The sequence below is a fragment of the Micromonospora sp. NPDC048871 genome (assembly GCF_043198155.1).
Lineage (GTDB): Bacteria > Actinomycetota > Actinomycetes > Mycobacteriales > Micromonosporaceae > Micromonospora.
Window position 1 is genome coordinate 716,324 of the sequence record NZ_JBICUM010000002.1, and the last position, 11,953, is coordinate 728,276.

The window sequence follows — 11,953 nt, forward strand, 5'->3', positions numbered from 1 at the left end:
CTAGTCTCCGTCCAGAACGCCGAAGTACTTGCCGGCGGTGTGCACGTCCTTGTCACCCCGGCCGGAGAGGTTGACCACGATGGTGGGCTCCCGGCCCAACTCGGCGGTGAGCTTCCCGGCGATGGCCAGGGTGCCGGCCAGGGCGTGCGAGCTCTCGATCGCCGGGATGATCCCCTCGGTACGGCAGAGCAGCTGGAAAGCCGCCATCGCCTCGTCGTCGGTGACCGGCAGATAGGTGGCCCGCCCGGTGTCGTGCAGCCAGGCGTGCTCCGGCCCGATCCCGGGATAGTCCAGGCCGGCGGAGATCGAGTGGGACTCGACCGTCTGACCGTCGGCGTCCTGGAGCACATAGGTGCGGGCGCCGTGCAGCACTCCGCTGGAACCACCGGTGATGCTGGCCGCGTGCCGACCGCTGAGCAGCCCCTCGCCGCCGGCCTCGAAGCCGTACAGCCGCACCTGGGGGTCGTCGACGAAGGCGTGGAAGATGCCGAGGGCGTTGGAGCCGCCCCCGACGCAGGCGGTGACCGCGTCCGGCAGGGCACCGGTGAGGTCCAGACACTGCTGCCGGGCCTCGTCGCCGATGCCCCGGACGAAGTCGCGGACCAGCGCCGGGAAGGGGTGCGGACCGGCTGCGGTACCGATCAGGTAGTGGGTGTCATCGACGTTGGCCACCCAGTCCCGCATCGCCTCGTTCATCGCGTCCTTGAGGGTCCGCGAGCCGGTGGTCACCGGGATCACCGTGGCGCCGAGCATCCGCATCCGGGCCACGTTCAGGGCCTGCCGTTCGGTGTCGACCTGGCCCATGTAGACCACGCAGTCCAGGTCGAACAGGGCGGCGGCGGTGGCCGCGGCGACACCGTGCTGACCGGCACCGGTCTCGGCGATCACCCGCTTCTTGCCCATCCGCCGGGTCAGCAGCGCCTGACCGAGCACGTTGCGGACCTTGTGCGCCCCGGTGTGGTTGAGGTCCTCCCGCTTGAGCAGCACCCGGGCACCGGCCTGGGCGGAGAAGCGGCGGGCCTCGTACAGCAGGGAGGGGGTGCCCGCGTAGTCGCGCATCAGGGCGGCCAACTCGGCACGGAAGCCCTCGTCGACCATCGCCGTACGGTGTGCGGCCTCCAGCTCGTCGAGGGCGGCGACCAGGGCCTCCGGCACGAACCGTCCGCCGAAACGACCGAAGCGGCCGGCGCCGTCCGGGACCTGTGCCGCCGGGCCGACCGACGCCGGGGTGCTCATGCCGTGACCTGCGCGCTCATCGGGGATCCTCTCCCTCGGAATCGATCGGTACGACCTCAGCGCACCGGGCGGGGGGTGGCCGGGTGGTTCCCGGCGTTGACCAGTTCGGCGACCGCCTCGCGGGGGCTCTTCTTGGTGACCAGCCCCTCGCCGACGAGCACCGCGTCGGCACCCGCGGAGGCGTACCGGATCAGGTCGTGCGGACCCCGTACCCCGGACTCGGCGATCTTGACGACGCTGCTCGGCAGGCCCGGGGCGATCCGTTCGAACACCGATCGGTCGACCTCCAAGGTACGCAGGTCGCGGGCGTTGACCCCGATCACCTGCGCCCCGGCCTCCAGGGCCCGGTCGGCCTCCTCCTCATCGTGCACCTCGACCAGTGCGGTCATGCCCAGCGACTCGATCCGCTCCAGCAGGCCGACCAGCACGTTCTGCTCCAGGGCGGCGACGATCAGCAGCACCAGGTCGGCGCCGTGGGCCCGGGCCTCGTGCACCTGGTAGCTGGAGACCACGAAGTCCTTGCGCAGCACCGGGATGTTCACCGCGGCCCGCACCGAGGCCAGGTCCTCCAGCGAGCCACCGAACCAGCGTCCCTCGGTGAGCACGCTGATCGCCCGGGCACCCCCGGCGGCGTACTCACCGGCCAGGTCGGCCGGGTCGGCGATCTCGGCCAGTTGGCCCTTGGACGGTGATGAGCGTTTCACCTCGGCGATGACGGCGACGCCCGGCCGCCGCAGGGCCGCGTACGCGTCCAGCGGTGGTGGAGCGGCGGCGGCGAGTTCACGGATCCGCTCCAGCGGAACCTGCTCCTGCCGCCGGGCCACGTCCTCTCGGACGCCGGCCAGGATCTCGTCGAGCACGCTGGTCGGGGCGGCCGACGAACCGGCTTCGTCCCCCTCCGCGTGCGCATGCTCAGCAGTCACCAACGGACTCCCCTCTCCGGGTGTCATGGGCCGATGCTAGGTGGCCCGGCCTGGAACCGCCCGCCGGGGGTATGGCGCTCCTCACGAGATGGGCTGGGGCATAATGGCCGACTTGCGCGCACACGTGGTAACTCTACGTCACCAGTAGATCGACAGTCACCCATGCGAGCGCTCATCGGAAGTGATCGACGCCTCATCACGATCACCCTCGATGCTGTGAGCTACCTCAAGGACCAAGGACTCTTTGCCTGGTCAGGGGGGCTACCTCAGTGTTGACGTTGCAGTCATCACTACGAAACGTGAACCGCGCAGCATCGTTCTCGGGCAGACTCAGGTTCGCGCCTGCCCCTTCACCACGACGATCCTCCCGGGGTGCTTCATGAGTTCCTCCGCGCCGCACCAGACCATCGGACTCACCACCATCTCCCGCACCGTCGCGTCGCTCGCCGTCGGTGTCGTCCACACGGTCGAGCGCGCGGTGGGCGACCCCACCCGGATCCGGACCGCCCGGGGCAACGCCTGGGAGGCCGTCTGCGCCGACCGGGCCCGCGCAGACCAACGGGCCGCCCTGGACCAACTGGTCGCCGAACTCGCCGCCACCCGGGTCCGCGACCGGGAACCGGTCAGCTGACCAACCCGCCACACCGACCGGCCGCAGCCACCTAGCTCAGCCGCCACGCGGCCGGACGTCCACGCAGCTCGGCCGTCGCGCGGCGCGGCGGTTTCAGCGCACCGTGGGGTCCTCGCCCCGGTCCAAGGCCTCCCAGGCGTCCCTCGTACCGGCGCCCTCGATCGGGCCGCCGCTGTCGACGGCCTGCCCGGAGCGGCGTTCGTACCGGGCACCCATCGCCGGCCACCGGTCACCCCGCAGCGCGGTCAACACCCCACCGGCCGCGGCGATCAGGCCACCGAGCAGGGTGAGGGCCGGCCACTGCCGGCTGACCTGGTCGCCCAGGTCGGCCACCAGCCCGTAGCCGCCACCGGCGGCCATGGCCAGGCCGAGCAGCGCCAACAGCCCGCCGACCCCCCGGCGCAGCCAGCCGCCGGTGGCCAGCATCGCGCCACCCCCGGCCAGCCCCACCAGGGCCAGCGCCGGCAACCACGGCAGCAGACCGGCGCCGCTGCCCTCCTCGTCGAGGGCCGAGCCGGTGGCCTGCACCGTCCAGGTGCGGGTCACCGCCCAGAGGGCCAGCCCCGCGCCGGCCAGGCAGGCCAGCACGGCGTACGCCAACTCACGCCGCGCCGAAGGTCGCGCCGCCACCTGCGGCTCGCTCAGCTCGCTCACCGGATCGACCTGCCCGCCACGACATCCACCCGCGATCGTCGGGCCGGGATCACCATGCGTACGGTCATCGGGCCGGCCTCAGGGTCTCCGCCGCGGCGATGGCCGCCAGGACGGCGGCGGCCTTGTTCCGGGTCTCCTGGTCCTCGGCGGCCGGGTCGGAGTCGGCCACCACCCCGGCCCCGGCCTGCACGTAGGCCCTACCGGCGCGCATCAGAGCGGTCCGGATCGCGATCGCCATGTCCAGGTCGCCACCGAAGCCGAAGTAGCCGACCGTACCGCCGTAGAGACCACGGCGTACCGGTTCCAACTCCTCGATGATCTCCATGGCGCGCACCTTCGGGGCCCCGGAGAGGGTGCCCGCCGGGAAGGTCGCGGCGAGGGCGTCGAAGGCCGTGCGGTCCTCGCGCAGGGTGCCGACGACCGTGGAGACGATGTGCATCACATGGCTGTACCGCTCGATGGTGGCGAACTCCGGCACCTCGACCGTGCCGGGCCGGCAGACCCTACCCAGGTCGTTGCGTCCCAGGTCGACCAGCATCACATGCTCGGCCCGCTCCTTGGGGTCGGCCAGCAGTTCGGCGGCCAGACGGGCGTCGGCCTCCGGGGTGACCCCGCGCGGACGGGTGCCCGCGATCGGGTGCAGCAGGGCCCGCCGCTCACCACCCTCCTCGATGGTCACCTTGAGGTGCGCCTCCGGGGAGGAGCCGACGATGTCGAAGTCGTCGAAGCGCAGCAGGTACATGTAGGGGCTGGGGTTGGTGGTGCGCAGCACCCGGTAGACGTCCAGCGGGTCGGCCTCGGTGTCGCGTTCGAACCGTTGGGCCAGCACGATCTGGAAGCACTCGCCGGCCCGGATGGCCTCCTTGGCCGCCTCGACCGCCTTGGGGTAGCCCCCGTCGGGGGTACGGCTGCGTACCTCACCGACCGGCTGGCGGTGCACCGTGGAGACCATCGGGGGGATCGGCCGGGACAGGGCGGTCGTCATCGCGTCCAGCCTGCCCACCGCGTGGTGGTAGGCGGCGGCGACCAGGGCCTCCCGGCCCGGCTCGTCCAGCGGGGGCAGGACCGCGTTGGCCACCAGGATCGCCGAGCCGTCGAAGTGGTCCAGCACCACCAGGTCGGTGGCGAGCATCATGCCCAACTCGGGTACGCCCAGGTCGTCCTCGGTCAGGTCGGGCAGCCGCTCGAACCGCCGGATCAGGTCGTAGCCGAGGTAGCCGACCATCCCCCCGGTCAGCGGGGGCAGCCCGGCCTGCGGATCACCCGGGGGCCCGGCCAGCGCGCTCACGGTCGCCCGCAGCACCTCGACCGGGTCACCGCTGGTCGGCAGGCCGGTCGGTGGGGTGCCGAGCCAGGTGGCCGCACCGTCGCGCTCGATCAGGGTGGCGCTGCTGCGTACCCCGACGAAGGAGTACCGGGACCAGGACAGTCCCGCCGAGCCGACCCCCTGCTCGGCGGACTCCAACAGGAAGGTTCCCGGGCCACCGGCTAACTTGCGGTAGACCCCCACCGGAGTCTCCGCGTCGGCGAGCAGCCGACGGGTCACCGGCACCACCCGCCACCGGGCGGCCAACTCGGTGAAGGTGGCCTCGTCCGGGCTGACCCGACCGTCCGTCACGAGGTCACCTCCCCGGTGACCGGAAGCTCCGTGTGAAAGCAGGTGCGCTCCCCGGTGTGGCAGGCCGCACCCACCTGGTCGACACTGACCAGCAGGGCGTCGCCGTCACAGTCCAGGGCCACCGACCGGACGTACTGGTGGTGGCCGGAGGTGGCGCCCTTGACCCAGTACTCCCGGCGGCTGCGCGACCAGTAGGTGGCCCGGCCGGTGGTCAGGGTGCGGTGCAGGGCCTCGTCGTCCATCCAGGCGACCATCAGCACCTCACCGCTGTCGTGCTGCCGGACCACGGCGGCCACCAGACCCTCCGGGGTACGGCGCAGCCGGGCGGCGATCGCCGGGTCCAGCCGGGAGGGCCGGTCCGGGCCGCCGGAGGGTGGCGCTTCGTGGTGGGCGCCGGTCACCGGCGCGTCAGGTACGGACACAGTTAGCCATTGTTCCGCACGCGGCGCGGGTACCCCACCGGACTCCCGCCCGCCAGACACAGGTGGCTCGTCGGCAGCCTTGGGCGGGACGGCGGGCGCAGCCGGAGCACTGGTGGCGTTGGGCGGGCCGGCGGGTCGGGCCAGTTGGGTGATGTAGCGGTCCAGGCGGCCGTCGAGCAGGGCCTCGGCGAGGTCCGGGCCGCCCGCCTCGGCCACCTCGGCGGCGTACGGGCGGATCAGCGGCAGGATGCCGGCCACCAGTCGGGCGGCGGCGGCCCACAGGGGGCCGGTCGAGCCGGGCCACAGCCCCAGGCAGCGCAGCATGTCGTCGCGGTACCCGGCCGGGGCCACCGGCAGGTCCAGGGCGGCCGTGAAGGCCGACCGGCGGGACGCCACCCGGACGGTGGGATTGGCCAGTCGCAGCACCGACGGGCAGAGCCGGGCCAGGTCGGCGGCGGCCAACCGCAGGCCGAGCCGATCGGTGGCGTCCCGGGCCGAGGCCACCTTGCCGAGGGTGGCGATCAACTCCTCCAGCCGTGGCTCGTCGGCCGGCTGGCAGAGCACCGGCAGATCGATCCGGGCCCGCCAGCGCGGATCGGCCCACAGCAGCCGGGCGGGGGCCGTCACGGGCAGACCGAAGGCCCAGTCGGCCGGCTCGCCCAGCCGGGTGACCCAGGAGCGGATGTCCCGAGCGGCGACGGAGACATGGGTGAGTCGGCCGGAGTGCTCCGCGAAGTAGGCCCGACAGGCCGCGTACGGGGCACCTCCGACCAGCAGGTCGACATCCACGTCGCTGTGCGCGGTGGCGGCCCGGCGGGCGTGACTGCCGCGCAGCAGGATGCCCACCACGGGTCGGTCGGCGCTCGCCCGCAGCCGTGCGGTCCAGTCGGCGAAGAAACGACTGTCCGGTGACGGAGCGTGATCCACCGCGCCATCCTGCCGCATGTCCGATCTAAGGTGCAATGCCCGATGACAGACCCGTTGTACCTTACGGAGCTCTCCGCCATGTCGTCGGCAGGCGCGCATCGAGGGACGCAGGCGTCGCCATTGCTCCGCCGAAACTGATTCCCCCAGCGCCGATCGCCACAGATGATGAGTTTCTCGGAGGTGGCCGATGGTCGACGCGATCGTCGTCCGTGGCCTGGTCGTGGACCGGGGCGGGCGGCGAGTTCTGGACGGCATCGACGCCGTCGTTCCCGGCGGCACGGTCACCGGGCTGCTCGGGCCGAGCGGAAGCGGCAAGACCACCCTGATGCGGGCGATCGTCGGGGTGCAGGTGATCACGGCTGGCGCGGTGACCGTGCTGGGTCAGCCGGCCGGCTCGGCAGGTCTACGCCACCGGGTCGGCTACCTGACCCAGGCCCCGAGCGTCTACGCCGACCTCACCGTCCGGGAGAACGCCCGCTACTTCGCCGCCCTGCACGGCCGAGGCGCGGCCGAGGCGGACCGGGCCGTGGCCGATGTGGGGCTGGCCCCGGCGGCAGGGCAGTTGGTGGGCAACCTCTCCGGTGGGCAGCGCAGCCGGGCGTCACTGGCCTGCACCCTGGTCGGTGACCCGGAGTTGGTCGTGCTCGACGAACCGACGGTCGGCCAGGACCCGGTGTTGCGCGCCGACCTCTGGGCCCGTTTCCACGAGCTGGCCGCGACCGGGACGACCCTGCTGGTGTCCAGTCACGTCATGGACGAGGCGGCCCGCTGCGACCGGCTGCTGCTGATCCGCGCCGGACGGCTGATCGCCGACGACACCCCGGACGCCGTCCGGGCCGCCGCCGGGGTGGACGACCTCGACGAGGCGTTCCTGCGACTGATCCGAGCGGGCGAGACCAAGCCGACCGGGGAGGCGGGATGAACCCCCGAATCCTGTTCGCCACCGTCGGGCGCATCCTGCGCCAACTGCGTCACGACCGGCGGACGGTGGCCCTGCTGGTGGTCGTGCCCACCGTGCTGCTGACCCTGATCTACTACATGTACGCCGACCAGCCCACCGTGCCGGGAAGGCCGTCCGCCTTCGACCGGATCGCCCTGGTCATGCTCGGCTTCTTCCCGTTCATCATCATGTTCCTGGTGACCAGCATCGCCATGCTCCGCGAGCGGACCACCGGCACGCTGGAACGACTGCTCACCACCCCGCTGGCCAAGGCCGACCTGCTCTTCGGGTACGGCATCGCCTTCGGATTGGCCGGCGCGGTGCAGGCCACCATCGCCTCGGCCGTGACGTACTGGGTCTTCGGCCTGCACACCGCCGGCAGCAGCGGACTGGTGATCATGATCGCCGCGTTGAACGCGGTGCTGGCCGTCGCGCTCGGGCTGCTGTGCAGCGCCTTCGCCCGCACCGAATTCCAGGCCGTACAGTTCATGCCGGTCGTGGTCGCGCCGCAGATGCTGCTCTGTGGGCTGTTCGTGCCGCGGGAGCAGATGGCGGGCTGGCTGCAGGCGGTCAGCGACGTGCTGCCCCTGACGTACGCCGTCGAGGCCCTGCAAGAGGTCGGCGCGCACGCCGAGCCGACGGCGACCATGTGGCGTGACGTGGCCGTGGTCGCCGCCGTGACGGTGCTGGCGTTGCTGCTCGCCGCGGCCACCCTGCGACGACGCAGCGGCTGACGCCGGGCCTCCGGGCCCCGGGATCAGCCTGGGCCCGCTACCTCACCGCCCCGCTGCCCGACCAAGATCAGCGGGTCTGTTCCAGCCAGGAGGCGTAGAGCAGGGCGTAGACGGAATCGGGGTCGGCTACCAACTCGTCGTGCGGGCCCCGCTGCACGATCCGACCCCGGTCCACCACGATCACCTCGTCGGCGTTCTGGGCGGTGGAGAGCCGGTGCGCGATGGCCAGGGTGGTGCGCCCCCGGGTCACCGCGTCCAGGGTCCGTTGCAGCCGGACCTCCGTGGCCGGGTCGACCGCGCTGGTCGCCTCGTCCAGCACCAGCAGGTCCGGGTCGGCCACGTACGCCCGGGCCAGGGCGACCAACTGCCGCTCCCCCACGCTGAGCGCCTCACCTCGCTCACCGACGCCGGTGGCCAACCCGGCCGGCAGGCCCTCCAGCCAGTCACTCAACCCCAGCTCGGTGAAGGCGGCGGTGAGTTGCTCGTCGGTCAACTCCGGACGGCCGAAGCGGACGTTGTCGGCCACGGTGGCGTCGAACAGGAAGCCGTCCTGCGGCACCATCACCACCCGGGAGCGCAGCGACTCGAACCGTACGTCCGTCAGCGGCACCCCGGAGAGCAGCACCTGGCCCTGCGAGGGATCCATCAGTCGGGTGAGCAGTTTGGCGAAGGTGGTCTTGCCGCTACCGGTCTCCCCGACCACGGCCACCCGACTCTTCGCCGGGATCTCCAGGCTGACCTCGTGCAGCACGGTGGGACCGTTCGGATAGGCGAAACTCACCCCGGCGAAGCGGATGTCCAGCGGGCCGGGTGGCAGGTCCCGCCCCTGCTCGCCCGGGTCGGCCACGTCGGGAGTCAGGTCCAGCACATCCAGCACCCGACGCCAACCGGCGATCGCGTTCTGCGCCTCGTTGAGCACCTCGGTGGCGATCTGCACCGGCTGGATGAACAGGGTGACCAGGAACAGGAAGGCGGTGACCTCACCGATGCTCAGGGTCTGGTCGGCCCCGAGCAGCACCCCGACGACCACCACCCCGGCCAACGCCACCCCGGCCGCCAACTCCCCGACGGAGCTGCCCAGGATGCTGATCCGGATCGCCTTCTGCTGGGCCAGCCGTTGGGAGTCGATCGCCTGGTCCAGCCGCCGGGCGGTCCGCCCGGCGATACCGTACGCCCGGATCACCGGCGCCCCCACCACGCTCTCGCCGACCGCGCCGAGCAGGGCGCCGGTGCGTTGCCGCACCACCCCGTAGGCGGCGGCCAGTCGGCGCTGAAGCAGCCGGATCACCACGACCGCGGGCACGAAGGCGGCATAGACCACAAGGGTCAGTTGCCAGGAGTACGCCAGCATCACCGCGGTGGTGACCGCCAACTGCCCCAGGTTGACCAGCAGGATCACCCCGCCCCACTGGAGGAACTGGGTGATCTGGTCGACGTCGCTGGTCACCCGGGAGACCAACGAACCACGCCGCTCGGACTGCTGGTGCAGCATCGACAGGTCGTGCACGTGCCGGAAGGCCCGCACCCGCACGTTGGCCAGGGCGGTCTCGCTGACGGTGAACAGCCGCCGCATCATCAGGTAACCGCAGACGGTGGTCACCACCAGCACCGCCCCGGTCACGGCCACCACGCTGAACAGCGCGTTCAGGTCCAGCCCGCCGACGATGCCCCGGTCGATGCCCTGCTGCACGGCCACCGGCACGGCCACCCGCCCGACCATGTAGACCAGGGCCAGGCCGAGAGTGCCGGCCAGCCCGACCCGCAACTCCGGCGAGAGAGCCAGCCCACGGCGCATCGTCTGCCAGGTCGACTCGGCCCGCTCCGCCGCCTCTGCGTTGCTCGCGCTCACCGGATCACCTTCCGTTCCCGACTGCGGGACTCCGCTGCGCTGCGTTCCTCGCGCTCACCGGGCCTGCCTTCCGTTCCCGACTGCGGGACTCCGCTGCGCTGCGTTCCTCGCGCTCACCGGTCCACCTCCAGGCCGGTGGGCAGGGGGGTGACCTCGTCGTACTCCGCCGCGCTCTGCTGCTCGACCTCGGCCTGCTCGTAGGCCGTCACCAGGTCGACGTAGCCGGGCACGGTGGCCAGCAGGGTCGAGTGGGGGCCGCGCGCGATCACCCGGCCCTGCTCCAGGTAGATGACCTCGTCGGCCAGGGCGATGGTGGCCCGGCGGTAGGCCACCACCAGGATCGAGGCGCCGGGACCACCCCCGGTCGAGGAGCGCAGCCCGGCCAGGATGGCCGCCTCCACCCGGGGATCCACCGCGCTGGTCGCGTCGTCGAGCACCAGCAGGCGGGGCCGCCCGGCCAGCGCCCGGGCCAGGGTCAGTCGCTGCCGCTGCCCACCGGAGAGGGAGGTGCCCCGCTCACCGACCATGGTGTCCAGCCCGTCGGGCAGGGCGGCGACGAACCCGTCGGCCTCGGCCAGCCGCAACGCGGCCCAGACCGCCTCGTCGTCGATACCCGGCCGGTCCAGGGAGACGTTGGCCCGGATGGTGTCGTCGAAGACAAACGGCACCTGGGCCACCAGCGCCGCGTTGGCGGCCAGGGAGTCCGCGGTCAACTCCCGGACGTCCACCCCGTCCAGGCAGACCGTGCCGGACAGCGGATCCACCAGTCGTACGGCCAGCGAGGCGATGGTGGACTTGCCGGCCCCGGTCGGCCCGACCAGGGCCACCGTCTTGCCGGCCTCGACCGTGAAGGAGACCTCGCCGAGCACCTGCGTACCGGGCAGATGCGCCTCGGCGGGTTCGTAGGCGAAGCCGACCTCGGTGAAGGTGAGCGAGGCCGGCGCGGTCGTGGAGGGCAGCCGGGTGTCGCCGTACGGCATCTCGCCGGTGGCCTGCAGGACCCGGTTGACCCGGTCCCACCCGGCGACACTGCGCGGCAACTCGGCCAGCACCCAGCCGATCGCCCGCACCGGGAAGGCCAGCACGGTGAACAGGAAGGCCACGCTGACCAGGTCCGCGACGTCGATGGCCCCCTGACGCAGGCGGTACGCCCCGACCACCAGCACCGCCAGGGTGCCGAGGCTGGGCAGGGTCTCCAACATCGGGTCGAAGATGCCGCGCAGCCGCCCGACGGAGATCAGGGCGTCGCGCAGTTGCCCGGCCCGGTCGGCGAACCGGGCGGTCTCCTGGCTCTCCCGTCCCATGGTCTTGACCACCAGGGCACCGTCGAAGCTCTCGTGGGCGATCCCGCTGACCTCGGCCCGCAGCCGCTGGGCACGGGCCTGACGCGGGGCCATCCGCCGGGAGTAGGCCACGTTGAGCGCGAACAGGGCCGGGAAGACCGCCAGCCCGACCAGCGCCAGCGCCCAGTCGGTGAAGAAGAGTGAGGACACCGCCCCGACCAGCATCACCAGGGTGCCGACCGCGAAGGGCAGCGGCGCGATCGGCTGCCAGGCCGCCTCCACGTCGGAGTTGGCGTTGGACAGCAGGGTGCCGGTGGCGTTGCGGTGGTGCCAGGACAGCGGCAGCTCCAGGTAGCGACGGGTGACCCGGCGCCGATAGGCGGCCTGGAGTCGGTACTGCATGTAGCCGGCGCCGAGTCGTCGGCCGAAGATGCCGACCACCCGCAGCACACTGAGCCCGAACAGGGCGGTGGCCGCGATGGCCAGGGCGCTGACCCCCACCGAGCCGCTCTCGATCGCCGGGACCACCACCTCGCCGACCACCCGGCCGACGATGAAGGCGCTGGCCACCACCATCGCGCCGAACAGCACACTGCCGCTGACCGCGACCGCGAAAATCCTCGGCTGCTCGCGGATGGCCCGCCCCAGGACGGCCAGACCACGACCCAGCACATCCCGACTAGTCCCGCTCGCCACTGTCTCCCCCGCCGTAAGCCGCCAATATCCTCTCTCATCC

The 11,953-nt window shown here is 72.2% G+C and carries 10 protein-coding genes and 1 pseudogene; 3 read left to right on the plus strand and 8 right to left on the minus strand.

From position 1 onward, the window contains the following. Positions 1–1,236, minus strand: coding sequence for a tryptophan synthase subunit beta (gene trpB / locus ACGFIK_RS07765; RefSeq protein WP_327024885.1), 1,236 nt, complete (start codon positions 1,234–1,236; stop codon positions 1–3). A 56-nt stretch (positions 1,237–1,292) separates the two neighbouring features. After that, complete coding sequence (trpC, locus tag ACGFIK_RS07770; RefSeq protein ID WP_327027038.1) at positions 1,293–2,096, minus strand: indole-3-glycerol phosphate synthase TrpC; 804 nt, start codon at positions 2,094–2,096, stop codon at positions 1,293–1,295. Positions 2,097–2,538: 442 nt separating this feature from the next. On the opposite strand from trpC, the gene ACGFIK_RS07775 reads away from it, so the two are divergent. After that, positions 2,539–2,790: a hypothetical protein gene (locus ACGFIK_RS07775; protein ID WP_327024884.1), complete on the plus strand. Its 252-nt coding sequence runs from the start codon at positions 2,539–2,541 to the stop codon at positions 2,788–2,790. 93 nt (positions 2,791–2,883) lie between these two features. On the opposite strand, the gene ACGFIK_RS07780 is transcribed toward ACGFIK_RS07775, so the two are convergent. The 4 genes and pseudogenes from ACGFIK_RS07780 to ACGFIK_RS07795 all read right to left on the minus strand — a co-directional run. Beyond that, positions 2,884–3,435, minus strand: a complete 552-nt coding sequence (locus ACGFIK_RS07780; RefSeq protein WP_393338557.1) for a Trp biosynthesis-associated membrane protein — start codon at positions 3,433–3,435, stop codon at positions 2,884–2,886. Positions 3,436–3,508: 73 nt separating this feature from the next. Further along, positions 3,509–5,062 (minus strand): anthranilate synthase component I, encoded by a 1,554-nt coding sequence (locus ACGFIK_RS07785; RefSeq protein WP_327024882.1) that lies wholly within the window; start codon positions 5,060–5,062, stop codon positions 3,509–3,511. Further along, entirely contained in the window at positions 5,059–5,484 is a 426-nt protein-coding gene (gene hisI / locus ACGFIK_RS07790; protein ID WP_327027037.1) for a phosphoribosyl-AMP cyclohydrolase, read from the minus strand. The genes ACGFIK_RS07785 and hisI overlap by 4 nt, the downstream gene beginning before the upstream one ends. 240 nt (positions 5,485–5,724) lie before the next feature. After that, positions 5,725–6,666, minus strand: a pseudogene (locus ACGFIK_RS07795) (hypothetical protein); the annotation flags it as partial. Between ACGFIK_RS07795 and ACGFIK_RS07800 the strand changes: the two are divergent. Together ACGFIK_RS07800 and ACGFIK_RS07805 are read left to right on the plus strand one after the other, a co-directional pair. Further along, positions 6,599–7,333, plus strand: coding sequence for an ABC transporter ATP-binding protein (locus ACGFIK_RS07800; protein ID WP_327024881.1), 735 nt, complete (start codon positions 6,599–6,601; stop codon positions 7,331–7,333). The pseudogene ACGFIK_RS07795 and the gene ACGFIK_RS07800 overlap by 68 nt on opposite strands. Next, a complete protein-coding gene (locus tag ACGFIK_RS07805; protein WP_327024880.1) occupies positions 7,330–8,085 on the plus strand; it encodes an ABC transporter permease in 756 nt (251 codons plus the stop codon). The genes ACGFIK_RS07800 and ACGFIK_RS07805 overlap by 4 nt, the downstream gene beginning before the upstream one ends. 67 nt (positions 8,086–8,152) lie before the next feature. On the opposite strand, the gene ACGFIK_RS07810 is transcribed toward ACGFIK_RS07805, so the two are convergent. Beyond that, the gene (locus ACGFIK_RS07810) at positions 8,153–9,880 is read right to left on the minus strand and encodes an ABC transporter ATP-binding protein (protein ID WP_327027036.1); all 1,728 of its coding nucleotides are present in this window, start codon (positions 9,878–9,880) and stop codon (positions 8,153–8,155) included. A gap of 167 nt (positions 9,881–10,047) precedes the next feature. Further along, a complete protein-coding gene (locus ACGFIK_RS07815; protein WP_327024879.1) occupies positions 10,048–11,913 on the minus strand; it encodes an ABC transporter ATP-binding protein in 1,866 nt (621 codons plus the stop codon). Between the last annotated feature and the right edge of the window lie 40 nt (positions 11,914–11,953).